This window comes from Streptomyces sp. NBC_01381 (assembly GCF_026340305.1).
GTDB lineage: Bacteria > Actinomycetota > Actinomycetes > Streptomycetales > Streptomycetaceae > Streptomyces.
Genome location: NZ_JAPEPI010000001.1, coordinates 4,607,986 through 4,632,753 on the forward strand (window position 1 = coordinate 4,607,986; position 24,768 = coordinate 4,632,753).

The 24,768-nt window shown below is 71.8% G+C and carries 19 protein-coding genes; 13 read left to right on the forward strand and 6 right to left on the reverse strand.

Annotation, left to right across the window (positions count from 1 at the left end):
* Positions 1-282 precede the first annotated feature (282 nt).
* Entirely contained in the window at positions 283-873 is a 591-nt protein-coding gene (locus tag OG453_RS21465; RefSeq protein ID WP_266869611.1) for an alpha/beta hydrolase, read from the reverse strand.
* Between the two features lie 47 nt (positions 874-920).
* The gene (locus OG453_RS21470) at positions 921-2,537 is read right to left on the reverse strand and encodes an acyl-CoA synthetase (RefSeq protein WP_266869612.1); all 1,617 of its coding nucleotides are present in this window, start codon (positions 2,535-2,537) and stop codon (positions 921-923) included.
* Positions 2,538-2,731: 194 nt separating this feature from the next.
* Between OG453_RS21470 and OG453_RS21475 the strand changes: the two genes are divergently transcribed.
* The 6 genes from OG453_RS21475 to OG453_RS21500 all read left to right on the forward strand — a co-directional run bounded on the left by OG453_RS21475 (position 2,732) and on the right by OG453_RS21500 (position 8,305).
* On the forward strand, positions 2,732-3,532 hold the full coding sequence (locus OG453_RS21475) for a crotonase/enoyl-CoA hydratase family protein (protein WP_266869613.1): 801 nt from the start codon (positions 2,732-2,734) through the stop codon (positions 3,530-3,532).
* Between the two features lie 134 nt (positions 3,533-3,666).
* Positions 3,667-4,629 (forward strand): Zn-ribbon domain-containing OB-fold protein, encoded by a 963-nt coding sequence (locus OG453_RS21480; protein WP_266869614.1) that lies wholly within the window; start codon positions 3,667-3,669, stop codon positions 4,627-4,629.
* The gene (locus tag OG453_RS21485; protein ID WP_266869615.1) at positions 4,630-5,697 is read left to right on the forward strand and encodes a thiolase domain-containing protein; all 1,068 of its coding nucleotides are present in this window, start codon (positions 4,630-4,632) and stop codon (positions 5,695-5,697) included.
* The gene (locus OG453_RS21490) at positions 5,694-6,860 is read left to right on the forward strand and encodes a thiolase domain-containing protein (RefSeq protein WP_266869616.1); all 1,167 of its coding nucleotides are present in this window, start codon (positions 5,694-5,696) and stop codon (positions 6,858-6,860) included. The genes OG453_RS21485 and OG453_RS21490 overlap by 4 nt, the downstream gene beginning before the upstream one ends.
* A gap of 107 nt (positions 6,861-6,967) precedes the next feature.
* On the forward strand, positions 6,968-7,210 hold the full coding sequence (locus OG453_RS21495; RefSeq protein ID WP_135330564.1) for a DUF397 domain-containing protein: 243 nt from the start codon (positions 6,968-6,970) through the stop codon (positions 7,208-7,210).
* Between the two features lie 186 nt (positions 7,211-7,396).
* Entirely contained in the window at positions 7,397-8,305 is a 909-nt protein-coding gene (locus tag OG453_RS21500; RefSeq protein ID WP_266869617.1) for a universal stress protein, read from the forward strand.
* Between the two features lie 30 nt (positions 8,306-8,335).
* On the opposite strand, the gene OG453_RS21505 is transcribed toward OG453_RS21500, so the two are convergent.
* Positions 8,336-9,067, reverse strand: a complete 732-nt coding sequence (locus tag OG453_RS21505) for a leucine-rich repeat domain-containing protein (RefSeq protein ID WP_266869958.1) — start codon at positions 9,065-9,067, stop codon at positions 8,336-8,338.
* Positions 9,068-9,226: 159 nt separating this feature from the next.
* On the opposite strand from OG453_RS21505, the gene OG453_RS21510 reads away from it, so the two are divergent.
* The 3 genes from OG453_RS21510 to OG453_RS21520 all read left to right on the forward strand — a co-directional run bounded on the left by OG453_RS21510 (position 9,227) and on the right by OG453_RS21520 (position 15,259).
* Positions 9,227-12,121 (forward strand): AAA family ATPase, encoded by a 2,895-nt coding sequence (locus OG453_RS21510; protein ID WP_266869618.1) that lies wholly within the window; start codon positions 9,227-9,229, stop codon positions 12,119-12,121.
* Between the two features lie 147 nt (positions 12,122-12,268).
* On the forward strand, positions 12,269-12,769 hold the full coding sequence (locus tag OG453_RS21515) for a hypothetical protein (protein ID WP_266869619.1): 501 nt from the start codon (positions 12,269-12,271) through the stop codon (positions 12,767-12,769).
* A 156-nt stretch (positions 12,770-12,925) separates the two neighbouring features.
* A complete protein-coding gene (locus OG453_RS21520) occupies positions 12,926-15,259 on the forward strand; it encodes a glycoside hydrolase family 95 protein (protein WP_266869959.1) in 2,334 nt (777 codons plus the stop codon).
* Between the two features lie 90 nt (positions 15,260-15,349).
* Here the strand turns inward: OG453_RS21520 and OG453_RS21525 are convergent, their stop codons facing one another.
* Positions 15,350-17,374 (reverse strand): N-acetylmuramoyl-L-alanine amidase, encoded by a 2,025-nt coding sequence (locus OG453_RS21525; protein ID WP_266869621.1) that lies wholly within the window; start codon positions 17,372-17,374, stop codon positions 15,350-15,352.
* Between the two features lie 373 nt (positions 17,375-17,747).
* Between OG453_RS21525 and OG453_RS21530 the strand changes: the two genes are divergently transcribed.
* From OG453_RS21530 to OG453_RS21540, 3 genes are all read left to right on the forward strand, one after another.
* A complete protein-coding gene (locus OG453_RS21530) occupies positions 17,748-19,205 on the forward strand; it encodes an alcohol dehydrogenase catalytic domain-containing protein (RefSeq protein ID WP_266869622.1) in 1,458 nt (485 codons plus the stop codon).
* 214 nt (positions 19,206-19,419) lie between these two features.
* On the forward strand, positions 19,420-20,835 hold the full coding sequence (locus OG453_RS21535) for a PepSY domain-containing protein (RefSeq protein WP_266869623.1): 1,416 nt from the start codon (positions 19,420-19,422) through the stop codon (positions 20,833-20,835).
* Positions 20,836-20,932: 97 nt separating this feature from the next.
* Entirely contained in the window at positions 20,933-21,883 is a 951-nt protein-coding gene (locus tag OG453_RS21540; protein WP_266869624.1) for a DNA-binding protein, read from the forward strand.
* On the opposite strand, the gene OG453_RS21545 is transcribed toward OG453_RS21540, so the two are convergent.
* A complete protein-coding gene (locus OG453_RS21545; protein WP_266869625.1) occupies positions 21,847-22,197 on the reverse strand; it encodes a MerR family transcriptional regulator in 351 nt (116 codons plus the stop codon). The two genes, OG453_RS21540 and OG453_RS21545, sit on opposite strands and share 37 nt — an antisense overlap.
* Before the next feature lie 80 nt (positions 22,198-22,277).
* On the opposite strand from OG453_RS21545, the gene OG453_RS21550 reads away from it, so the two are divergent.
* Positions 22,278-22,865, forward strand: coding sequence for an alpha/beta hydrolase (locus OG453_RS21550; RefSeq protein ID WP_266869626.1), 588 nt, complete (start codon positions 22,278-22,280; stop codon positions 22,863-22,865).
* Here OG453_RS21550 and OG453_RS21555 read toward each other — a convergent pair.
* Positions 22,804-24,675 (reverse strand): cytochrome P450, encoded by a 1,872-nt coding sequence (locus OG453_RS21555; protein WP_266869627.1) that lies wholly within the window; start codon positions 24,673-24,675, stop codon positions 22,804-22,806. The genes OG453_RS21550 and OG453_RS21555 overlap by 62 nt on opposite strands.
* Between the last annotated feature and the right edge of the window lie 93 nt (positions 24,676-24,768).

The window sequence follows — 24,768 nt, forward strand, 5'->3', positions numbered from 1 at the left end:
CGGCCGATACGAATCCAGCGGGCTCAACGAGCAAGGAAATGGACGGGTCGATGGATGCGACGCAAGGACGGCTGCCGCCGCCCGGCCTGCCCTGAAGATCCTGGTCCGCTCCGCCGGGGTTGCCAAGGCGTGATCAGGGGCGCCTGAAAGTGCGCACGCCTCAATCGGAGGCCGCAGCGGCTTCCGCCGAGGGCGCTCAAGTCGCTCCTCAAAGCGCAGTGTTCTCTCCGCAAGACGCACGCGCCGACCCCGCCGGCCGGCGGGACCGGCCCGGCAGACCGCTCAGTGGTCGAGCGAGCCGATGAAGCGGTGCAACCGTGCGACGACCTGCCGCAGTACGTCGACGGAGCCCACGGTGTCCTCCGCGAGCTCCAGGGCGTGGTCCGCCGAGGGGAGATCCAGGACGTCGTGGTGCAGCGACTCGGCGACCTGGGCGTCCCACAGCGCGTCGGCGCTCCCGCCGACGAGGAGAGTCGGCGCCTTGGCCCGCCGGAGCGAGCGGGCCACCTGGTCGTACGTCAGGAGCGGGGTGAGCCAGGCGGCCGCGAGGTTCCGGTCCGCCGCGACGCCACAGGCGAGCGAGCCGAGGGACTTGCCGACGACGAGACGACAGGCCCCCTCCTCGGCGTCGACGGCCTCGGTGACCTGCCGCTCCACCCACGCGATCCGCTCGTCCAGGGTGAACTGCCGGAAGCTGTCGGGGATCTGCCACCACAGCTCCTGAACCGTCCAGCCGTGCTGGAGCAGCACGCCACGGGCGAAGTGCAGCAGCGGCCTCGCGGGCGAGTAGCCGACGCCCGGAACGATGACGGCGACGCGGTCACGGGCGCCGTCGAAGCGGGTGGGGACGGCGAAGGGCGAGGGATCGGGCATGGCCGAAGGCTACTGGGCGGGCGATACCGCGCGGGCGTTCAGGTGGCTCAGCCGCCCGCCGCCACCGCCTTCGCCCACCGGTAGTCCGCCTTGCCGCTGGGGGAGCGCTGGATGTGGTCGGCGAAGACCACGGCCCGGGGAATCTTGTAGCCGGCGAGTCGGGTGCGGCAGTGGGTCTGGACGGCTTCGAGGTCCAACGGGCCCGCGCCGTCGCGGAGTTGGACGACCGCGGCGACACGGTTGCCCCAGCGCTCGTCGGGCACCCCGGCGACCAGCGCGTCGTACACGTCCGGATGGGACTTCAGCGCCTGCTCGACCTCCTCCGGATACACCTTCTCGCCACCGGTGTTGATGCACTGCGAGCCCCGGCCGAGGACGGTGACGATGCCCTCGTCGTCCACGGTCGCCATGTCGCCGAGCAGCACCCACCGCTCGTCGCCCCGCTGGAAGAAGGTCTCGGCGGTTTTCTTGGGGTCGTTGTAGTAGCCGAGCGGCACATGGCCGCGCTGCGCGATGCGCCCCGGCTCGCCGACCGACACAGGGTCGTACGTCGCCGGATCCACCACCTGCGTACGGGCGTTGACCCGCAGCCGGAACCCCTTGTCGGGGCCCGAGTCGTCCGTCGCCGTGCCGTTGAAGCCGGACTCGGACGAGCCGAAGTTGTTCAGGAGCATCACGTTCGGGGCCAGGGCGGCGAACTGTGCCCGCACCGTCTCCGACATGATCGCGCCGGACGACGACACACTGAACATGGCCGAGAGATCCGTGCCCTTGCAGGGGCCGTTCAGCGCGTCTATCAGCGGCCGCAGCATCGCGTCGCCGACCAGCGACATGCTGGTGACCTTCTCCCGTTCGATCGTGCGCAGCACTTCCTCGGGAGCGAACTTGCGGTGGATGACCAGGCGTTGGCCGAAGTTGAAGCAGATGAACGCCGTCAGGGTCGACGTGCCGTGCATCAGCGGGGGAGTGGGGAAGAAGGTGATCCCGTCGCCGCCCGCGGCGACCCGCTCGGCCACCTCTTTGGGGCGCTCGACCGGCTCACCGGTGGGGGCGCCGCCGCCGAGTCCCGAGAAGAACAGGTCCTCCTGGCGCCACATCACCCCCTTGGGCATGCCGGTCGTGCCGCCGGTGTAGATGATGAACAGGTCGTCGGGCGACCGGTCGCCTGTGAAGCCCCGCTCCGGTGAGCCGGCCGCCTCCGCATCGGCGTACGACACCGCGTCGAGCGAGGGAGCTCCGGCGGGCGGGGTCCCCACCCGCACCAGATGCCGCAGCTTCTCCGTCCTCGGCAGTGCGGCCGCCACGCGCGCGGTGAACTCCCCGTCGAAGACGAGTGCCGCGAGATCCGCGTCGCGGTAGAGGTAGACCAACTCCTCTTCCACATAGCGGTAGTTGACGTTGACCGGGACGACCCGCGCCTTGAGGCAGGCGAGCACCGTCTGCAGGTACTCGATCCCGTTGTAGAGGTGCAGCCCCAGATGTTCGCCCGACTTGATGCCGCTGTCGATCAGATGGTGGGCGATGCGGTTGGCGGCGGCGTCGAGCTCGGCGTACGTCAGCCTGCGTTCCGCCCCCGTGCCGGGGTGATCGATGTACACGAGCGCCTCGCGGTCGGGGACCACGTCGACGACCGACTCGAACAGGTCGGCAAGGTTGTACTCCACCGCTCCTCCTGACCCCGGCGCCATCTCTTCTGGCTTCTGGCGGTCATCAGAGCAGAGGCGCCCACAACTGGGAAGGGTCCCCGTACAAGAAATCTGACTGACTGTCAGAAAACTATTGAACTGGCTCCCCGGCTACTGCAACCTGTTCCAGGTCCGAAGCCGACAGGTCGGTTGTCACGAGAGGGAGCACGGCTATGGGTGGGACGGAACATCTCGCTGTGCAGCGCGAAGGCGCCACACTGGTACTCACGCTCAACCGGCCCGAGGCGAAGAACGCGCTCTCGCTGCCGATGCTGGTGGGCCTCTACGACGGGTGGGTGGCCGCCGACGAGGACGACACGATCCGCTCGATCGTGCTCACCGGCTCGGGCGGCACGTTCTGCGCGGGCATGGACCTCAAGGCCCTCGCGGGCAAGGGGATGGAGGGCGAGCAGTACCGGGACCGGCTGAAGGCCGACCCCGATCTGCACTGGAAGGCGATGCTGCGCCACCACCGCCCCCGCAAACCCGTCATCGCCGCCGTCGAGGGCTACTGCGTCGCCGGCGGCACGGAGATCCTCCAGGGTACGGATATTCGTCTCGCGGGCGAGTCCGCCACGTTCGGGCTCTTCGAGGTCAGGCGCGGGCTCTTCCCGATCGGTGGCTCGACGGTCCGCCTTCCGCGGCAGATTCCGCGTACGCATGCGCTGGAGATGCTGCTCACGGGGCGGGCGTACTCGGCGGCCGAGGCCGCGTCGATCGGACTCATCGGCCAGGTCGTCCCGGACGGGAGCGCGTTGGAGAAGGCCCTCGCCGTCGCCGAGCAGATCAATGCGTGCGGGCCGCTTGCTGTGGAGGCGGTCAAGGCTTCGGTGTACGAGACCGCGGAGATGTCTGAGGCGGATGGTCTTGCGGCGGAGTTGAAGCGGGGGTGGCCGATCTTTGACACCGCCGATGCGAAGGAGGGCTCCAGAGCCTTTGCGGAGAAGCGGGACCCGGTGTTTCGGCGCGCCTAGGTCGCCCTTTGGCTGCGGGTCCGTTGTGGCTGGGCGCGCAGTTCCCCGCGCCCCTTCGGGGCGCCCCCGCAGCTGGATCGCGCCCTTTCAGGGCGCTCCCCCTCGCTTTCATCGCCTAGAAACGGAGTTTGCTGATGGCTACCGTCCCCTCACCGGAGGTTCTGCGCGCCCCCCTCGTCGTCGAGTTTCCGTTCACGCGGTCCCTCGGGCCCGTGCAGAGTGCCTTCCTCACCGGGCTGCGTGAGCGGGTCGTGCTCGGTGTGCGGTGCGGTGACGGGCGGACGCTCGTGCCGCCCGTCGAGTACGACCCCGTCACCGCCGAGGAGATACGCGACCTGGTGGAGGTCGCCCCGACCGGCACCGTCACCACCTGGGCCTGGAACCACGAGCCCCGCCGCGGCCAGCCCCTCGAAACGCCCTTCGCCTGGGTCCTGGTGAAGCTCGACGGCGCCGACACCGCGCTCCTGCACGCCCTGGATGCGCCCGGCCCGGACGCGGTGACGACCGGCATGCGCGTGCGGATCCGGTGGGCCGCCGAACGGAGCGGTGCCATCACCGACATCGCCTGCTTCGAGACGTACGAAGGGGAAGCGGGCGGTGTCCAAAGTGCCCCGCACGACGGGGTGTTCGGGGATCCCGTCACCGGGATCGTCGCGCCCGCACGTCTCGACTACACGTACTCGCCCGGCCGCGCCCAGAGCGACTACCTGGGCGCCCTCGCCGACCGGAAGGTCGTCGGCGAACGCTGCCCCTCCTGCCACAAGGTCTACGTACCGCCCCGAGGAGCCTGCCCCACCTGTGGCGTCGCCACGACGGAGGCGGTCGAGGTCGGGCCGCGCGGCACCGTCACCACGTACTGCATCGTCAACATCAAGGCGAAGAACCTCGACATCGAAGTGCCCTATGTCTACGCGCACATCGCGCTCGACGGCGCCGATCTCGCCCTGCACGCGCGCATCGCGGGGATTCCGTACGACCAGGTGCGGATGGGCCTGCGCGTCGAACCCGTGTGGAGCGACGGCGGCCGCTTCCCCGATCACTACCGGCCCACCGGTGAGCCGGACGCCGACTACGACACGTACAAGGAGCTGGTGTAGATGCCGTCCGTCATGCGGCCCGGCCGCGACATCGCCATCGTCGCCTTCGGGCAGACCGACCACCGGCGCTCCTCCGACGAGCTCTCCGAGGTGGAGATGCTCATGCCGGTCCTGCACCAGGTCCTCGACGCCACCGGCCTGAAGACCAGCGACATCGGCTTCACCTGCTCGGGGTCGTCCGACTATCTCGCGGGCCGCGCCTTTTCGTTCACGATGGCGCTCGACGGGGTGGGTGCCTGGCCGCCCATCTCCGAATCGCATGTCGAGATGGACGGGGCCTGGGCGCTGTACGAGGCGTGGACGAAGCTGCTCACCGGCGAGGCCGACACCGCGCTCGTGTACGCGTACGGCAAGTCGTCCCCCGGCTCGGTCCGCGACGTACTGACCCGCCAGCTCGACCCCTACTACGTGGCCCCGCTGTGGCCCGACTCGGTCGCGCTCGCCGCCCTCCAGGCGCAGGCCCTGATCGACGCGGGGGACACCGACGAGCCCGCGCTCGCCGGGGTGGCGTCACGCAGCCGCCGGGATGCCTCCGCCAACTCCCATGCCCAGCTGAGGGGTTCGGTGCCACAGGGCGAGTACGTCGTGCGTCCGCTGCGCACCGGCGACTGCCCGCCCGTCAGTGATGGGGCCGCCGCCGTGATCCTCGCCGCGGGGGACCGAGCCCGCGAACTGTGCGAGCGGCCCGCCTGGATCCGCGGGATCGACCACCGGATCGAGGCGCACAGCCTCGGCGTGCGCGATCTCACCGACTCGCCGTCCAGCAGGCTCGCCGCCGAGCGGGCCGGAGCCTTTGAACGGCCCGTGGACACCGCAGAGTTGCACGCACCGTTCACCGCGCAGGAAGTCGTCCTGCGCAAGGCCCTGAAGCTCGGCGACGACGTCACGGTCAACCCGTCCGGCGGCGCGCTCGCCGCCAACCCGGTGATGGCCGCGGGCCTGATCCGGCTCGGCGAGGCGGCCGCCCGCATCCACCGGGGCGCCTCGGACCGCGCGCTCGCCCACGCCACGTCCGGCCCCTGCCTGCAGCAGAACCTGGTCGCCGTCCTCGAAGGAGACGCCCGATGAACAAGGAGCCCGTGGCCGTCGTCGGGATCGGCCAGACCAAGCATGTCGCGGCACGGAGGGACGTGTCGATCGCCGGACTCGTCCGGGAGGCTGCCCAACGTGCCCTCGCGGACGCCGAGTTGACCTGGGCGGACATCGACGCCGTCGTCATCGGCAAGGCGCCCGACTTCTTCGAGGGCGTGATGATGCCCGAGCTGTACCTGGCCGACGCCCTCGGCGCGGTCGGCAAGCCGATGCTGCGCGTCCACACCGCGGGCTCGGTCGGCGGCTCCACCGCGCTCGTCGCCACGAACCTGGTCGCGGGCCGCGTCCACGGCACCGTACTGACCCTCGCCTTCGAGAAGCAGTCCGAATCCAACGCGATGTGGGGGCTCTCGCTGCCCATCCCCTTCCAGCAGCCGCTCCTCGCGGGCGCGGGCGGCTTCTTCGCCCCGCACGTACGCGCGTACATGCGACGCACCGGCGCCCCCGACACGGTCGGCTCGCTGGTGGCCTACAAGGACCGCCGCAACGCGCTCAAGAACCCGTACGCCCACCTCCACGAGCAGGGCATCACCCTGGAGAAGGTCCAGGCATCGCCCATGCTGTGGGACCCGATCCGCTACTCCGAGACCTGCCCCTCGTCCGACGGCGCCTGCGCGATGATCCTCACCGACCGTGCGGGCGCGGCCCGTTCGCCCAAACCGCCCGCCTGGATGCACGGCGGCGCCATGCGCAGCGAGCCGACGCTCTTCGCCGGCAAGGACTTCGTCTCCCCGCAGGCGGGCAAGGACTGCGCGGCCGACGTCTACCGGCAGGCCGGCATCAGCGACCCGCGGCGCGAGATCGACGCCGTCGAGATGTACGTGCCGTTCTCCTGGTACGAGCCGATGTGGCTGGAGAACCTCGGCTTCGCCGATGAGGGCGAGGGCTGGAAGCTCACCGAGGCGGGCGTCACGGAGCTCGACGGGGACCTTCCCGTCAACATGTCGGGCGGTGTCCTGTCCACCAATCCCATCGGCGCGTCCGGCATGATCCGCTTCGCCGAAGCGGCACTTCAGGTGCGCGGCCAGGCCGGCGAGCACCAGATCGACGGGGCCCGCAGGGCGCTCGGGCACGCCTACGGCGGCGGCGCGCAGTTCTTCTCCATGTGGCTGGTCGGCGCGGAGCCGCCCACGACGTGACGGGTGTGTCGTGCCGGGCAGGCGTTCGTCCTCCTTCCGCGGCCTGTCCGGCGCAGGAACCGAAAGCTAGGCTGGCGTGCGGACGACGCATCGGGAGGAGCACGGACGTGGCCGAAGGCACCATTCAGCAGCATCCGCTCGCAGGCTGGGACAAGCCGGAGCTCGACCTCAGCACCGCGGACTGGCGATCGAGCAGCGAGGGGCGGGGAGACGTGGAGATCGCCTTTGTCGAAGGATTCATCGCGATGCGCAACGCGGGCCGCCCCGAGAGCCCGTCCCTGATCTTCACCCCGGCGGAGTGGGGTGCCTTCGTGCACGGCGCGCGCGAGGGCGAGTTCGATCTGACGTAGGCCGTCGATCTGGCGTAGGCCGTACGGGCGTTGTGCGCCCTCGTCTCCGGCTGTCGCGGCCGGCCGCGCCGCCGGCCGTGCTGACCTGGTGACTTTGGACTCTGCCCCCGGGCTCGCCCGCCGCACGAGGTCGGGCCCGGAAGCAGAGCCGGTCGACCTTGGCCTTGCGCCGGAGACGAGGAAGCCATGAGCGACGCCGTGAACGGCGATGCCACCGTCCAGCCCGTTGTCGTCGCCGTGGACGGATCAGCCGGCAGCGATCACGCCCTGGAGTGGGCGCTGACCGCCGCGCGGCTACGCCGTGCGCCGCTGCGGATCGCGCATGTGCGGCAGTACGCGCTGCCGCTTGCCGACGGGCCGCGCATGCCGACCATCGACCACCGCCACGACGCCGACCCGGTCATCGACCGTACGCGCGGGCTCCTGGAGGGGCGGGCGGACCTGCCCCCGCTGATGTTGGAGGTCGTTGACGGCGCTCCGGGCAAGGACATTCCACGGCTCGGCGACGGGGCGCAGATGCTTGTCCTCGGGTCGCGGGGGCGCGGCGGGTTCAGGAGCCTGCTGCTCGGCTCGAACGGTCTGGCGTGCGCGCGCGAGGCGGCGTGCCCCGTCGTGGTCGTGCGGCCCGGTGCGGAGCCGGCGGCGGACGAAGAGACGTACGTGGCTCTCGGCCTCGACGCGCTGACCCCGGACGACGGCGTCATCGGCTTCGCCTTCGCCGAAGCGCAGATGCGGGGCGTTCCGCTGCGCGTCCTCTGCGCCTACGCGTCGCCCACCCTCGTCTACACCGCCGCCGGCGACTTCGTGACCTCGGCGAGCGCGGACGCGGCGGCCGCGGCCGATCACACGGAACGCGCGGACATGCGGCTCGCGCCGTTCAAGGAGCGCCATCCGAAGGTGAGCGTCGAGCTGCTCGTCCTGCCGGGGGACGCGGCCGGGATCCTGGTGGAGGCGTCGTTGAACGCGGAACTCGTGGTGGTGGGACGGCATCACCGGCGGATGATGACCGGCCGCCTTGTCGGCTCGGTGACCAATGCGGTGCTGCTGCATGCGGAGGGTGCGGTGGCCGTGGTGCCGGTCAGCGAGGCGGAGTGAGCGGGGCGGGACTGTGTCGTGATGGGGGGCTCATCCCAGCACGACACAGCCCCGCCCCTCCAGCCTGCGCAGCAGTTCGTCCGGCACATGGACGTCGTTCCAGCGCAGGTCCAGCTTCTCCAGGGCGGGCAGCTCCGCGATCCAGTGCGGCAGCTCCCGCAGCCGGTTGGCGCGCAGGTCGACTCTGCGCAGCAGGGGCAGATCGCGCAGTGCGTCCGGTACGTGAGTGAACTCGTTCTCGCGCAGCTCCAGTTCGCGCAGTTGGCGCAGCCGGCGGAACGTGGCGGGGAGCGCGGAGAGGCGGTTGCCGCGCAGCCACAGTTCACGCAGGGCCGTGAGGCCGCCGAGGGACGCGGGCAGTGCGGTCAGGTGGTTGTGCTGTGCGCGCAGTTCCACCAGGGCCTTGAGTGAACCCAGCGCGTCCGGCAGCGCGGCGAGCCGGTTCTCGCCCACGTTCAGATACCTCAGCCGCGTCAGCCCGCCCAGTGACTCCGGCAGCGAGGCGAGGTCGTTGTCGTGGAGGTAGAGGAAGCGGCTCAGGCCCGTCAGGTCGCCCAGCTCGGGCGGGACCGAGGTCAGCCGGTTGTGGCCGAGGTCCAGGGTGTGCAGCGCGGTCAGGGTGCCGATCCGAGCGGGCAGCCGCGTGAGCGCGTTGTCGGGCAGGAGCAGGACCTCAAGGGCCGGGTGCCGCCACACCTCGTCGGGGATCTCGCTCAGCCCGCCGTGCCAGTAGTTGAGTACGCGCTCGGCGCCGGTCGGCATATGAGTTCCCTTCGTCTGCGGAGAGGCGGTGTCAGTCAACCGCATCACTGTCGGCGAAGCGGCTCCCGGTGGCCCGCACGGGCGTAATCTGAAGTGCCTGAAGGCCAAGGCGTGCGCTGCGGGAAGCACCCGGCGGACCACCGTGGCTGGGGGTGTCCCATGGTGCAGCACTTCAGTCACGGCAAGCGGATCCTCTTCGAGCGCGAGAGTGAACTGGCCGCCCTCGACGAGGCGTTGAGCGAGCTGAGCGGGCTGCCGCGCGACGGCGCGGAACCCCCGGACCGGCGCCGCGGCGCGCTGATCTCCTTCGCGGGGCGCGCGGGCCTCGGCAAGACCTCCCTCCTCGCGGAGGCACGGCGACGTGCGGCGGCCAAGGGCTGCACGGTGGCGTCCGCGCGCGGCAGCGACCAGGAGCAGCGCGTCGCCTTCCACGTGGCACGCCAGCTGGTGCAGCCGCTGCTCGCCCCGGTCCCGGACGCGGAACTGCGCGCGGCGCTGGGCAGTTGGTACGCCATCGTCGGCCCCGCGCTCGGGCTCTGCGCGCCGTCGGACGGCGCGCCGCCCGACCCGCAGGGCCTGCGCGACGGGCTCGACTGGGTGCTCACCCATCTCGCCGTGCAGCGCGCCCCGTTGGTGGTCGTCCTCGACGACGCGCACTGGGCCGACACCGAGTCGCTGAGCTGGCTCGCCGCCTTCGCGCCCCGCGCCGAGGCGCTGCCGCTGCTCCTGATCGTCGCCTACCGGCCCGAGGAACTGCCCGCGCACGCCGAGGAGTTCAGAGGGCTGCCCGGACGGGCGGGGCAGCGGCCCCTCGGTCTCGAACCGCTCAGCGCCGGCGCCGTCGCCCGCCTTGTCCGCGACGGGCTCGGCGCCCGCGCCGACGACGCGTTCTGCCGCGAGTGCTGGGCGGTCACCGCGGGCAACCCGTTCGAGGCGGTGGAGCTGACCGCCAAGGTGCGCGACCGCGGACTCATCCCCGACGAGGCCGCGGCGCATCTGCTGCGCGACCTCGCGGCCGCCGTCAAGGGCAGCGGTCTCGTCGCCCGCCTGGAACGCCTGGGCACCTCCACCGTCCGGTTCGCCTGGGCCTGCGCCGTACTCGGCACCGAGATCTCCCCGGCGCTCGCCGCCGCCGTCGCGGGCATCGGCGAGCGGGAGGGCGCCGACTGCGCCGACCGGCTGCGCCGCGCCCGCGTCCTGACCGGCGCCGACCGGCTCGAGTTCGTGCACCCGCTGATCGCCACCGCCGTCTACCGCGCCATTCCCTGCGGGGTGCGCGTCGCCCTGCACGGCCAGGCCGCCTGGTCCGTGGTCAACGCCGGGTTCGGCGCGTCCGCCGCCGCGCGCCATCTCCTGGAGGTCCACCCCGACGGCGACACCTGGGTCGTACAGCAACTGCGCGCCGCCGCCGGCGAGACCGTCCGGGCGGGGGCGCCCGACGCGGCCCGTCGCTATCTCGCCAGGGCGCTGCGCGAACCACCGCGCTGGGAGGACCGTGCCGCGGTCCTCTACGAACTGGGCTGCGCCTCGCTGCTCACCGAGCCGGCGACGACCGTCAACCATCTGCGGGCCGCCCTCGAAGAACCCATCACGGACCCCGCCCTGCGCCACGGCATCGTCTACCGCCTCTCCCAGGTCCTCGCCCACTCCGACCGCCTCGGCGAGGCCTCCGACACCCTCGCCCGGGAGATCCGCCTGACCACCGACCCACGGGTACGGATCCGGATGCAGGCCGAGCAGTTCATGTGGGACGCCTTCCGCGCCGATGAACCCGACTCGCCCGCCCGCTCCCGGCGCCTGGCCCGGCTCGCCGACCGGCTGCCGGGCCGCGACCTCACCGAGCGGTACATCATCGGGCTCCGCGCCTGGGACGCCACGCTGCGCGCCGAACCCGCGGGGACCGCCGTGCGGCACGCCGAGCGTGCCCTGGTCGGCGGGCTCGGCTGGGCGGAGGAGGACCGCGGCTTCGAGGTTCCCGTCCTGGTCGCCCTCACCTTCCTGTACGCCGACCGCCCCGGCCGCGCCGAGGAGCTGTTCGCCGCGGGGATCGCCGACTTCGAGCGGCAGGGCTGGCGCGGCGCCCATCTGTCCTTCGCGTACACCCTGCTCGCGTACATCCGGTTCCGGCGCGGTCGTCTCGCCGAGGCCGAGGACTTCGTGCGTGCCGGGCTTCGGATCGCCGAGCGGGTGGGGCCCGGCACCCCCGCCCACTGGTACGCGGTCGGCATCCTCATCGAGACCCTGCTGGCCCGCGGCCGGGTCGCCGAGGCGACGCGGACCGCCGAGCAGTACTCCTTCGGCGCGCCGTTCCCCGCGGCCGTCGTCTTCCCCGACGCGCAGGCCGTGCACGGCGAACTGCTCCTCGCGCGCGGGCTCACCAAGGACGCGGCCGCCGAACTCGCCGCGGCAGGCCGCCGCCTCGACCCGCGCGGCATGCGCAACCCCGCCTGGTGCCCCTGGCAGCTGCACCTCGCGCTCGCCGAGGCCGAGGACGCCCCCGAGCGCGCGCTCGCCACCGCACACGAGGCGACCCGGCGGGCCCGCGGATTCGCCACCGCTTCGGCGGTGGGGCAGGCGCTGCGGATCAGCGCCGAGGTCTCGTCGGGCTCGGCGCGCCTCAAGCTCCTGGAGGAGGCGGTCGGTCATCTGGAGCGCTCGCCCGCGGCGTACGAACTGGCCTGCGCGCTGGTGGGCCTCGGCGGTGAACTGCGCCGCGCCGGACGCCCCAAGGAGGCCGCCGAACCGCTCTACCGAGGGCTCGACGCGGCCGTCCAGTGCGGTGCCGACGGCCTGGTCGAGCGGGCCCGCGACGAGCTGGCGGCCGCGGGCCTGCGTCCCCGGCTCCTGCACAGCACCGAGACGGACACACTCACCGCGCGCGAGCGCACCGCCGCCAACCTCGCCGTCCGCGGCGAGCCGGTCGCCAGGATCGCTGCGGAGCTGCACACCGATGAGCCGGCCGTGGTGCGGCTGCTGTCCGCGGTGTACCGGAAAGTGGGAACGGATCACTCGGGTCTCGCCGCGGCGCTTGGCGCTCCGCTGGAAGGGCGGTGATGGACCTGCGGGTCGGTGGGGGCTTGTCGCGCCCACGCGGCGGAGCCGCACATGTCACAGCCCCGCGCCCCTTACGGGGCGCTTGGCCGGTGCCGACCGGCGCCGCCCCCGCGCCGACAATCGCCGCGGGCCACGTACCATTGGCGCATGTCCTTCCTCCGCCGCCGCAGCTCCGCCACTCCCGCGGGCCCGGACTTCGATGTCCTGGCCATGGACCCCGGTGACTGGCCCGGCAATCTCGGCGCGGGTCTGCTGCCCGCGCCCGACGGCAGCTGCCAGGGTGTCTTCCTGCGCTACGACCTCTTCGGCGGCCGCGGCCCCGCGATGATCATCGGCAATCTGCCCGAGGGCTCCCCGGCCCGCGAGACGGGCGACGACGAGGTGCCCTTCGAGGTGGCCCAGCTGCTGCTCGCGCTGGAGAACAACGAGGAGATCACCGTCGTCACCACCGAGGACATGCCGGTGATGCAGGGCGACAACCTCCTGATCGTGCGCCGCCTCAAGCTCTCCGAAAGCCGCATCTCCTGCGTGCAGTTCGACCGCAGCGACGGCGTCCTCGTCACCATCGCCGCCTGGGACCGGCCGATCACCGACGATCTGTACGCACTGCTCAAGCCGCTGCCCGCGGAGCTTTTCCAGCAGGGCTGAGGGGCCCCACTCCCGCGCCCCGACCGAATCCGTCCGCATCCGTCCAAGTACCCACCCCTTACGTCCAAGGGGTGGGTTTGTTGTGCGTCTTGCCACTGAGTCATCGGACTTTTAACGTGACCGGTCATGACTCCTGGGATCTCCCGAAGAACCACCATGAAGTCCGCCGTCGGCGGTGCGGCCATACTGGCGACGGGTGGAGGCGTACTGGCCGATACCGCGGGTGCGGCCGAACGCCGGCGTGATACGTCCGATGAATCGCTGCTCTGGTATGCGGCGCCCGCCGCCGACTGGGAGCGCGAGGCCCTCCCCATCGGCAACGGCGCGCTCGGCGCCATGGTCTTCGGCACCCTCGCATCCGAGCGGCTCCAGTTCAACGAGAAGACCCTGTGGACCGGCGGCCCCGGCTCCCGCGACGGCTACGACTTCGGCAACTGGCGCGAGGCCAGACCGGGAGCCCTCGACGCCGTACGCGAAGAGCTCGACGCGCGGGGCAGCCTCGGCCCCGACGCCGTCGCGGCGAAGCTCGGCCAGGCGCGCCGCGGCTACGGCGCCCACCAGACCTTCGGCGACCTGCACATCGACATGTCGGGCGCGCCGGACACCCCCGACGCCACTTACCGCCGCGCCCTCGACCTCCGCCGGGGCCTGGCGACCGTCACGTACACCCACCAACAGGTGCGCCACGAGCGGGAGTTCTTCGCCTGCCACCCTGACGGCGTGCTCGTCGGGCGCCTGACCGCGGACCGCCCCGCGAGCGTGACCTGCACCCTCCGCCACACCTCGCCACGCGCCGATTTCACCGTCACGGCCGACGGCGACCGCATGACCGTACGCGGTGAACTCGCCGACAACGGGCTGAAGTTCGAGGCGCAGCTCCGGGTCGTGCACCAGGGCGGCAAGCGCACCGCGAACGCCGACGGCAGCATCACCGTCAGCGGCGCCGACCACGTCTGGTTCGCGCTCGCCGCGGACACCGACTACGCCGACACCTACCCCGACTACCGCGGCGACGACCCGCACGCCACCGTCACCCGCACCGTCGACGAGGCCGTCGCCCGAGGGCACGGCGCGCTGCGCGCCCGCCATCTCCGCGACCACGGCGAGCTGTTCGGCCGGGTCGCCCTCGACATCCGCCAGGCCGCGCCCGCAGACATCCCGACCGACCGGCTGCTCAAGGAGTACGGGGGAGGCGCGAGCGCGTCCGACCGTGCCCTGGAAGCCCTCTTCTTCCAGTACGGGCGCTATCTCCTCATCGCCTCGTCGCGCGCGGGATCGCTGCCCGCCAACCTCCAGGGCGTATGGAACAACAGCACCACCCCGCCCTGGTCGGCCGACTACCACACGAACATCAACCTGCAGATGAACTACTGGCTCGCCGAGGCCGCGGGCCTCCCCGAGACCACCGCGCCGTACGACCGCTTCGTCGAGGCACTGCGCGCGCCGGGCCGGCGTACGGCCAAGGAGATGTTCGGCTCACGGGGCTGGGTCGTGCACAACGAGACCAACCCCTACGGCTTCACCGGAGTCCATGACTGGTCCACGGCCTTCTGGTTCCCCGAGGCGGCCGCCTGGCTCACCGCGCAGCTCTACGAGCACTACCGCTTCGGCGGCTCCACGGACTATCTGCGCTCCACCGCCTACCCGGCGATGAAGGAGGCCGCCGAGTTCTGGCTCGACAACCTGCGCACCGACCCGCGCGACGGCACCCTCGTCGCCACCCCCAGCTACTCGCCCGAGCACGGCGACTTCACCGCGGGCGACTCCATGGCCCAGCAGATCGTCCACGACCTGCTCACCAACACCCTGGAGGCCGCCCGCGTCCTGGGCGACTCGGCCGCGTTCCGTGCCGAACTCGAAAAGACCCTCGGCAAGCTCGACCCCGGCCTGCGGATCGGCTCCTGGGGCCAACTCCAGGAGTGGAAGGCCGACTTGGACGACAGGACCGACGACCACCGGCACGTCTCCCACCTCTACGCCCTGCACCCCGGGCGGCAGATCAAGCCCGGCAGCAAGTGGGCGGACGCCGCGAAGGTGTCGCTGACCGCCCGCGGCGACGGCGGCACCGGCTGGTCCAAGGCGTGGAAGGTCAACTTCTGGGCACGCCTGCGCGACGGCGACCACGCGCACAAGATGCTGAGCGAGCAGCTCAAGTCGTCGACGCTGCCCAACCTCTGGGACACCCACCCGCCGTTCCAGATCGACGGCAACTTCGGTGCGACATCGGGTGTCGTGGAGATGCTCCTGCAGAGCCAGCACGACGTCATCGAGGTGCTGCCCGCGCTGCCCGCGAGCTGGCCCGAGGGGTCGGTGCGCGGGCTGCGGGCGCGCGGCGGGGCGCGGCTCGACATCGAGTGGTCGGGCGGGCGCGCCACCCGCATCGTGCTCACCGCGTCGCGGACGCGTGAACTGACCGTGCGCAGCGGCCTGTTGAGCGGCGGCGAGAAGACGTTCAAGGCGCGGGCGGGGGAGCGTTACGTCTTCGACTGAGCCACCGTCAGTTCGGCCCGCGCATACGCCGGGGCCGGGCCTGCCCCCACGCAGACCCGGCCCCGACTGACCTTGGCGGCTCCAGCAGCTCTAGGAGGCCGACGACACCACCCGTACGTCGGCCGCCCGCACATACGCCACGCGGTGCCCGAACTGGATCTCGTAGTACGTGTCCTTGCCGCGCACCACCTTGTGCGGCGCCGTGTCGAACGTCGGGGCGTAGAAGTACTCGCCCGGCATCTTGTCGCCGACCGCGTACTTCTGGCCTGCCAGAAGCTTGTACGGCAGCGGGGTGACCGGCTGCGCAGGGACGCCCGCCGGGTACGCCTCCTTCTCCGGGTAGGCGCGGCCGTAGACCGGCACGCTCTCCGCCCCCGCCTTCGGCGTGATCACGGGCCCGGCCGCGTCGAGGGCGGTCGGCTGCTTCTTCGGGTTCTTGAACCAGGCCTTCTGGCCCAGGTACCAGACGGCCGTCCAGTCGCCCTTGCGGTCGGCGACCGCGTACTGCTGGCCGGTGGAGAGCCGGGCGCCGACGTCGTTCACACCGATCGTCGAGTCGCCGCCGCCGGGCCGCAGGCCGATGTCCTTGATCAGCGATGCGTCGTCGCGCGGCTCGGTGTGCACCCGCACCGCCGCGGAGCCGTGCGTCTGGCACTTCTCGCCCGGCTTGACGCAACCCGTGTACTCCGGCCGGTTCTTGGCGTACTCGGGCGCCACCGTCACCAGGCCGCCGTCCGGGCCCGCCGTGCGCACGAACGGCTTGCCCATCAGCGTGAAGTAGTGCTGCCAGTCCCAGTACGGGCCGGGGTCGGTGTGCATGCCCGGGATCGTCGACGGCACCGTGCCCTGGACGTTGTCGTGACCGATGATGTGCCGGCGGTCCAGCGGGATGTCGTACTTCTTGGCGAGGTACTTCACCAGACGGGCCGACGAGCGGTACATCGCCTCCGTGTACCAGCTGTCGGGCTGCGCGAGGAATCCCTCGTGCTCCAGGCCGATGGACTTGGCGTTGACGTACCAGTTGCCCGCGTGCCAGGCGACGTCCTTCGCCTTCACGTGCTGGGCGATGTGCCCGTCGGTGGAGCGCAGGGTGTACTGCCAGGACACATAGGTGGGGTCCTGCACCATGTTGAGGACGCCTTCCCAGCGTCCCTCGGTGTCATGGATGACGATCGTGTCGATGCTCTGGCTCTTGGGGCGGTTCGACAGATCGTGGTTGCCGTAGTCGTCGTTGCCGTTCGGGTCCTTGAACTCCTCGTACGGCGCCGGGATCCACTCGCACGACACCGTCTGCGGGCACTCGGTCTCGCCCGCGGCCGCCTTCCGCAGCCCCATGCCGAGCACCTGCGCCGCGTCCGGCCGCAGGCCGCTGTCCGGCGCGAGCGCCACGCGCTGACCGGCGTCCGTGGTGCGCGCCTGGCCGTCGCGGATGACCGCGAACACGTCATTGGCGTACGTCGCCGCCGTGGCCTGGTCGTCCGCTCCTGAGAAGCGGGCGATCGCGCCGTACCAGTCGGCCGGGTCGTCGCTGAGCGGCTTGCCGAGCTTCTTCTGAGCGGCGGCGAGCAGGGCGGCTCCGCCGCGCACGTTGGCCGCGGGGTCGGTGCGCAGGCGCTCGGCGGAGAGGCCGCTGAGTTCGGCGGCGCGGGGCAACGTCTTGAGCCGGGCGGGGAGTTGGGAGTTCTCCGGCACTGCGGCCGTCGAATTCTTCGACTCCTTCGACTCCTTTGGCTTCAGTACGCCCCGTGAGGCGTCGCCGCGGGGGTCCTCCGTGTCCTCGCTGTGGTGCGGTGCGCCGGCGACGGCGATGGCGGTGCGCGCGTCGGTGAGGTGCATCGGGCCGTAGCCGCCGGTGACGCTCGGCGCGCCGCCGTGCGCGTCCCAGCGGGACTGCAGATAGGAGACGCCGAGCAGTACGCTCCGCGGCACCTGGTACTCGGCGGCGGCGGAGGCGAAGGCGTCCTGCAGCCGGGCCGACGCGGCGGGGGCGGCGGCGCCGGACGACGGTGCGGCACCGAGCAGCGGGAACAGCAGACCGGCGGAGACAAGGGCGCCCGCGGCCCTGACGGAACGTCTGCGGGTGGCAGGGGTGCGGGCGGTGGCGGATCCTCGCAATGCAGCCTCCTGGGACGGTGAAGCGTGATGGGGCGTGCGGGGCCGGGCGTGCGTCAGTGGTACCGGCTCCCCGACGATCCGTCAATCATGCCCAGGGAGAAGGATTTCCCATGTCAGCGCCGGTCCGGGCGGGTTTCGCCCGAAGAGGCCGCACGGCCTGCGACGCGTCAGTGGAATGGACCAATGAGCAGCGGGAACACGGCGATGACCACAGGGCGGACACCCGTCCCTGCCAGAGGTCCGGTCCACCTGTTCGGGGGAGAGCCCGGCGGCCAAGCCTGGTGTCACACCCAGGATGAGCCGACACTGTCAGCCGCCGGACGGTTCGTGCACGATGGTGATCACGACGAACAGCACGCACAGCATGCAGGCCATGACCATTCCCGAGTTCGGCACCGCGGACGTTCTGCGCCTCGCCGAGGTCAAGACGCCCGAGCCCGGTCCGGGACAGGTGTCGATCGAGGTGGCGTACGCGGGCGCCAACTTCGCCGAGGTCCCTTTCCGGCAGGGCGTGGTGGACGTACCGCTGCCGTACGTACCCGGGATCGAGGTGTCCGGTCACGTACGGGTTCTGGGCGAAGGGGGCGAGGGGCTGACGGTGGGCCAGCCGGTCGCCGCCCTGACCATTGTCGACGGCGGCGGCTACGGCGAGGTCGTGACCACGGCGGCGGAACTCGTCGCCCCGCTGGACGGTTCGGGCCTCGGCCTCGATGTCGCGGCGGTGCTTCCGTCGAACAGCACCACCGCGTTCCTGGTGCTCGAGCGGGTGGCCGGGCTGCAGCGCGGTGAGCGCGTCCTGGTGCACGCGGCGGCCGGCGGCGTGGGCAGTCAGCTCGGCCAGGTCGCCCGGCTGCTCGGCGCGGGCCGGGTCGTCGGCACGGTGGGCAGCGCGGCGAAGATCGATGTCGCCAAGGCGCGGCCGTCGGCGGACATCGGCTCGCCGATCCGGCCGCCGCCCATGCCCTTCCGGTGCGCCGCCGGGACCGTCGCCGAGCTGCCGGACCCGCGTCAGGCCCCCGGCCTCTGGACGATCAGCGCGGGCTCACTCGGGCTCCGCCCGCCCCGCGTGGCGATCGACCTGCCGCTCCACCTCGCGGGCCTCGTCGGTCAGCATCTGAAGCCTGGCCTCGGCCTGGTCCGCGCGGGCCTGGATGCGTGCCGTGTCGTCGGCGATGACCTGGCAGGCCAGATCCATGGCGGCGTCGACGTCTTCGGGGGAAGCGCGCTCCGCCAGCTCCTCCAGGGCGCTCTTGACCGCGGGGATGCCGCCGCGTGCGTGGATGTCGTTCCAGAACTCATAGTCCATCCGGGCATTTTGGCGCATCCCCGTGGGTGCTCGCGGACGCAGCCCGCGACAAGCCCGTACGCGATCGCGATACTACGCCCGCAAGCCCTGCAGCACCTCCCGGCAGGCGGCCCCCGCACGGCTCGTCGCCCCCGCGCAGAGGCGGCAGTGCTCATGGTGCGGCGCGTGCCGGGCGCACAGTTCATGGCTGCGCTCGCAGGCGATCACGCACGCCTCCAACTGCGCGGTCAGCAGCGCGTGGCCGCCGTCCGAGCCGCGCGTCAGCACCCGCCGCGTGGTGGCCGCCACGTCGGCGCAGTCCAGGTCGCGGCTGATGGCGTCGCGGAGTTCATCGGCCTCTTTCGCGGCGAGCATGCCGGCCGCGCACGCCGCCACGGCCTGTTCGCACGCCGAGAGGGAGTCGGCGGCGCCGGCGAGCATCTGGTTGTCGAGGTGGTCGGCCCGAGAGGCAAGGCTGTCGAACAACTCGCGTGTCTGGAGCATCGCGTCTCCAACGGAGTCGGGGCGGGAGCAAGGAGAGGGTGAACTCCCGGTCTCCCGACGCTAGTCCTGGCCGCTGCGCGGGTGAAGGGCATGGGCCGGACCGATCGACGCTGCTCCCGTCCGCGCTCCACATGTGGCGTACGTCACAAAGTATTCGCGGATCGGAGGGAACTCTTCCGTCGCTTCGGCCGACTCATGGACCGGCCCGATGACGGCCGACCGCGTCCGCACGCCCCGTGACCCAGGAGAGCCCCGCATGTCCGCCGAACCCACACTTCTCGCCCCGGACGACGGGCAGGAGACCCCGGGGGATGCTCCCTCCGCAGGCCGGTCCGGATGGGCGTCGCTGCGTCCGCTGGTGCTGCGGCTGCACTTCTACGCCGGGGTGCTCATCGCGCCCTTCCTTCTCGTCGCCGCCACGACGGGACTTCTCTACGCCTGTTCCTTCCAGGCCGAGAAGATCGTGTACGACCATGAAATGCGCGTCCCTGTGAGCGCGAACGGCACCGAACTTCCCGTCTCTCGGCAGGTGGCCGCCGCCCGCAAGGCGTATCCCGAAGGCGAGATCGGCGCGGTGCGCCCCTCGCCGGAGGAGGGCGCCACGACGCGTGTCCTGCTGACCGGAGTGCCCGGCGTGGACGAAGACCGCAAGCTCGCCGTCTTCGTGAACCCGTACAACGGAGAAGTCCGCGGCGCCCTTGAGCAGTACGGCTCCACCGGCGCCCTGCCGTTGCGCACCTGGATCTCCGAACTCCACCGCAATCTGCACCTCGGCGAGCCCGGCCGCCTCTACAGCGAACTCGCCGCCAGCTGGCTGTGGGTGATCGCCGGCGGCGGTCTCGTCCTGTGGTTCGGACGGCGAAGGGCCCGCCGCAAGCTGCGCGGCACCACCGGCCGCCGGCGCACGCTGTCACTGCACGGCTCGGTCGGCGTATGGGCCGCCGTCGGACTGATCTTGCTGTCGGCGACGGGCCTCACCTGGTCGACGTACGCCGGAGAGAGCATCAGCGACCTGCGCGAGGCCATCGGGCAGACGACACCGACGGTGACGGCGGGCGTCGCGGGCGGCGGCGGGGAGCACGCCGAGCACGACGCGTCCGGCTCGGCGGGCGCCGCGAAGGGCGACGACGTCGGCCTGGACGCCGTGCTGAAGGCGGCCCGCGCCGAGGGGCTCGGCAACCCGGTGGAGATCGTCGCGCCCGCCGACGCGTCGTCCGCGTACGTCGTCAGCCAGGTCGGGCGCAGCTGGCCCACCAAGCAGGACTCCGTCGCCATCGACCCGGCCACCGGTGAGGTCACCGACGTACAGCGGTTCGCCGACTATCCCGTGCTCGCCAAGCTCACCCGCTGGGGCATCGACGCGCACACCGGTGTCCTGTTCGGCCTCGTCAACCAGATCGCCCTCGCCGCGCTCGCCCTCTGTCTGATCCTGCTGATCGTGTGGGGCTACCGCATGTGGTGGCAGCGCGGCCGCGGCACCGCCTTCGGCCGCCCACTGCCGCGCGGGGCATGGCAGAACGTCCCCGCATACATCCTGGTCCCGATCATGGCGGCGATCGCCGCACTCGGCTACTTCGTCCCGCTGCTCGGCATCACCCTGGCCGCCTTCCTCGCCGTGGACATCGCCCTGGGGGAGATCGCCTACCGGCGCGGGCGGCGAACCTACGCCTGAGCGAAGCCCGACGGGTGAAACAGACGACGTCGAGCCGACCCGGCGCGAGGAGGCCGCCCGGCCGGAGGCGTGCCGCGTCGAGTCGTACGGTAGGCGGATGGTCCCCCTGGCCGTACGCGTCGTGAAGCGACTGGTGGCCCTCGACGCCGAGTTCGGTGCGAGGGCGGCCTTGCCCGTCGTGCGCGAGGCGATGCGGCGCATGCCGGACCTGTCCGTCGATCCCCGAGCCCTGCGCCACCAGGACAGCGACCGGCTCGCGGCGCTCGCCGAGCTGTGCGAGGTCGTCGGCTGGATCCTCTTCGACGCGGGCCGCTACCGTGCGGCCCACCGGATGAACGTCCGCGCGGCGGCCCTGGCCGAACTCTGCGGAGACCGCTGGATGGCCCGCTTCGTGTTCCTGAACCACAGCATGCTCAAGGCCCACACCGGAGAACCACGGGCCGCCCTGGACGCCGTCGCCCGTACGGCCGGGGTGCGGGCCATGCCCGCACGGGTCGGCAGTCTCGTCCTGGTGCGGCAGGCCCACGCGGTCGCCATGCTGGGCGGCCGCAGCGAGGCCGTGGAGCTGATCTCCCGCGCGCACAGCCGGTTCCTGGACGGCGTCTCGCGCCACGATCCACCCTGGGCCTGGTGGTTCGACGAGACCGAACTCCTCGGCCACCAGGGCTGGGTCCACGCCAGACTGGGCCGCTGGGACCGCGCCGTCCCTCTGTTGCACCGCGCCGCCACCGCGCCCGGACCGTCCTACCGCAAGTTGTTCACGGCGCAGCTCCTCGCGGCCCTCGTGGGGGCGGGGGCCTGGAGCGAGGCGGAAGATCTCATCGCGGAGATCGCTCCTGACGCCGCCCGCATCGGTTCCGTACGCACGACCGAGACACTCGGCGGAACGGCGACCCGGCTGCGCGGGCGTACGGACGTGCCGACCTCGCTGCGGGACGCGGCGGTCTTCCTCCTGGAGTCGCTACCGGGTGGTGCCGGCGGCGCGAGGCGGCAGCCCGGTGCCGACCCGCCTCAGCCCGGAGCCGCGAGCCCGCTCAACCGGCGCTGAGTCTCACGGAGTCGGGCCTGCTGGGCGGCGAGGCGTCCGGCCAGGGCGTCAAGGTCGGCCCGCAGGTCCGGGCACATCTCCAGGGAAGTGCCGTGCTCGCCGGTGCGGGCGCAGTCGAGGTAGCGCCGGATGGTCGCGGTCCCGAGGCCGGCGGAGATCATCGTCCGGATCTGGGCGACGCGGGTGACATCGGACGCGGAGTAGTCCCGGTACCCGCTGCTGTTGCGATCCGGAACCAGCAGTCCCCGCTCCTCGTAGTGGCGCAGCGCCCGCGCGCTCACGCCGGTCAGATCGGCGAGTTCGCTGATCAGCACCGTCTATTCCCCTCATCGGCTTGGCTCGGATCGATACGGCTTGACCTTCACGCAGGCGTGAAGCCATACCGTCCTGCGACATGACCCTTCGAACAACGCAGCGGCGCGCCTCGATCATCCACGGGTACGGAGCCTCCCCCGAAGACCACTGGTTCGGCTGGCTCGCCGGGCAGCTCGACGCGGGCGGCATCCCGGCCGGCGTCCCGGCCCTTCCGAACCCGCTGGACCCGGACCCCGCACAGTGGACGGAGGCCGTACGCGCCGAAGTGGGAGTCCCCGACCAGGACTCGATCGTCGTCGCGCACAGCCTCGGCTGCCTGACCGTGCTGCGCCATCTGCGTTCGCTCGCAGAACCCTGGCAGTTGGGCACCCTCGTACTCGTCGCCGGGTTCGTCGACCGACTGCCCGCGCTCCCGGACCTGGACGCCTACATCGGGGACGGCTGTGACGTGGCAGGGCTGAGCGGCCGCATCGGTCGGCTCACCGTCATCCGGTCGGACGCGGACCCGTACGTACCCGTCGGCCACACCGACCGCCTTGCCGGTCTCCTGGGGGTCTCCGCGGACGTCGTCCCCGGAGCCGGTCATTTCCTGGCCTCCGACGGCGTCACTTCGCTCCGCGAGGCGCGTGAGGCCATCGCGTGTGGGCCGATTCCAGATGCTGCTTGAGCGCCGCGAGCGTGGCACGCATCCCGCGTTCGTTGTGGTCGGCGCGGGGACCCGTGCGCAGTCCCGCCTCGCCGAGCCGGGCTGCCAGGGCGCCGAAGGGACCGACGCGCAGATCGCGCCAGGTCTGTTCCGCGAGCGTGCCGCTCTCGGTGGGCGTCAGCGTGAAGCTCCAACGGGACAGCGGCACACCCACCTTGACCTCCCAGGCCAGGGAGCGACCGGGCTCGGCCAGGGTGATGGTGCAGCGGGTGGTCCAGCGGACGCGGTCCTTGTGGTTGGCGCCCTCGAACCGGGCGCCTGCCTCGGCCCGCGTGGCGCCGCCGATCCAGCGTCCGCCGGTGCACTCGGGGCTCCACTCGCCCATCCTGGTCACATCGGCCAGGGCCGCCCAGGCCACGTCCGGGGGGACCGCGATCTCTTCTCGTACGGTGACGGTCCTGCGCTTGCCCACGACGCTTCCCTCGCTCTTCTCGCCCCGCGCCACGACCAGGGTGCCGCGCGCCGGCACCAGGGTGACATGCCGCATCCGCGGCTTCTCCGGCGCTGGGTCCGGCACGGTCAGATCGGACCGCTCCAAGACCTCACGGATGATCACTTTCATTTCCAGCAGGGCGAGTTGGGCACCCACGCAGTAGCGCCGACCGCCGCCGAAAGGCATCCACGACTGCTGTGCGCGGGCGGCCTCCTCACCCAGGAAGCGCTCGGGCCGGAACTCGTCCGGCCGCGGGAAGGCGTCCGGGTCCCGGTGGATCAGGGAGATCAGCGGTCCGGCGTACCAGCCCGCCGGAACCTCGTACGCGCCCAGCTTCAGCGGGACGTCGAGGAGGCGCGGAGCGTCGTACACCACAGGCCGGGAGCGCAGCGCTTCCTTGACCACCGCGTCCAAGTACCGCTCGTCCGCGTCGAGTTCGAGCTCGGCGCGCAGCTTCTCGAGGACGTCAGGGGTGCGCAGGAGGCGTTCGAAGGCCCAGGCGAGCCCCGTGGCCGTGGTCTCGTGGCCGGCCTCGAGCAAGGTGATCAGCTCGTCACGCAACTCCTGGTCGCCGAGGGGAGTGCCGTCCTCGTCTCGGGCTTCCAGGAGGCGGGAGAGTACGTCGGTCGCGCCGGGCACCGGCTCGCGGCGCCGCCGCGCGATCTCCTCGTACAGGATCGCGTCCACCGCGTCGCGCACCCGCAGGAACCGCGTGGTCGGCAGGAACGTCATCCGGCGCAGCACCGGGGAGGTCTGGGTCCAGGCGCTCACCCGGGGCGGGGTCATGAGGAGCGCCGCCGACCCGCCGACCTCGATCAACTCCGGTATCAGGGCGCGCAGTCGGTCGAGGCGGGTGGCGTCGCGGATGCCGAAGACCAGACGCAGGATGACTTCGAGGGTGATGTTCTGCAGGGAATCGCGCAGGACGAACGGCCGGTCGTGCGGCCAGCGCGCGATCTCCGCGGCGGCGATCTCGGCTATCTCCTCCCGATAGCGGGCGATGGACTTTCCGTGCAGCGGCGGGCTGAGCAGACGCCGGTGCCGCCACCACGGGTCGCCGTCCAGGCTGAGCAGCGAGTGCTTGCCGACCATCGGCTCCAGGAACTGCCGCCGCACCTCGCCGGCGCGCCCGCCGCCCGCGTCGACGGCGTAGATCTCCGCCGCCAACTCGGCGTTCGTGACGAGCACTTCGGGAGGGAAGCCGAGGAAGCGGACCTGGAACGCGGGTCCGTAGTGCCGCTGGGCAGCGCGCGTGAAGCGGCCCGGCGCGGCGAGGAACAGCGCCGTCTGGAGCGGCGCGGGCAGGCGCGGGCCCGGAGGCGGAGAGGCAGGGGTCATCGGCACGCTCCTCGTCGGTGAGGTCGATGCGAAGGTCCGAACAGCCAACAGAGACTGAACAGTTGTACTGTACGTATGTACCGCACGACTGTA

Coding starts and splice junctions, on each gene's coding strand:
- OG453_RS21500 (WP_266869617.1), top strand. CDS start 7,397: ATGAGCGACGCCGTGAACGGCGATGCCACCGTCCAGCCCGTTGTCGTC.
- OG453_RS21530 (WP_266869622.1), top strand. CDS start 17,748: ATGACCATTCCCGAGTTCGGCACCGCGGACGTTCTGCGCCTCGCCGAG.
- OG453_RS21555 (WP_266869627.1), bottom strand. CDS start 24,675: ATGACCCCTGCCTCTCCGCCTCCGGGCCCGCGCCTGCCCGCGCCGCTC.
- OG453_RS21480 (WP_266869614.1), top strand. CDS start 3,667: ATGGCTACCGTCCCCTCACCGGAGGTTCTGCGCGCCCCCCTCGTCGTC.
- OG453_RS21475 (WP_266869613.1), top strand. CDS start 2,732: ATGGGTGGGACGGAACATCTCGCTGTGCAGCGCGAAGGCGCCACACTG.
- OG453_RS21515 (WP_266869619.1), top strand. CDS start 12,269: ATGTCCTTCCTCCGCCGCCGCAGCTCCGCCACTCCCGCGGGCCCGGAC.
- OG453_RS21510 (WP_266869618.1), top strand. CDS start 9,227: ATGGTGCAGCACTTCAGTCACGGCAAGCGGATCCTCTTCGAGCGCGAG.
- OG453_RS21485 (WP_266869615.1), top strand. CDS start 4,630: ATGCCGTCCGTCATGCGGCCCGGCCGCGACATCGCCATCGTCGCCTTC.
- OG453_RS21505 (WP_266869958.1), bottom strand. CDS start 9,067: ATGCCGACCGGCGCCGAGCGCGTACTCAACTACTGGCACGGCGGGCTG.
- OG453_RS21540 (WP_266869624.1), top strand. CDS start 20,933: ATGGTCCCCCTGGCCGTACGCGTCGTGAAGCGACTGGTGGCCCTCGAC.
- OG453_RS21520 (WP_266869959.1), top strand. CDS start 12,926: ATGAAGTCCGCCGTCGGCGGTGCGGCCATACTGGCGACGGGTGGAGGC.
- OG453_RS21550 (WP_266869626.1), top strand. CDS start 22,278: ATGACCCTTCGAACAACGCAGCGGCGCGCCTCGATCATCCACGGGTAC.
- OG453_RS21465 (WP_266869611.1), bottom strand. CDS start 873: ATGCCCGATCCCTCGCCCTTCGCCGTCCCCACCCGCTTCGACGGCGCC.
- OG453_RS21490 (WP_266869616.1), top strand. CDS start 5,694: ATGAACAAGGAGCCCGTGGCCGTCGTCGGGATCGGCCAGACCAAGCAT.
- OG453_RS21535 (WP_266869623.1), top strand. CDS start 19,420: ATGTCCGCCGAACCCACACTTCTCGCCCCGGACGACGGGCAGGAGACC.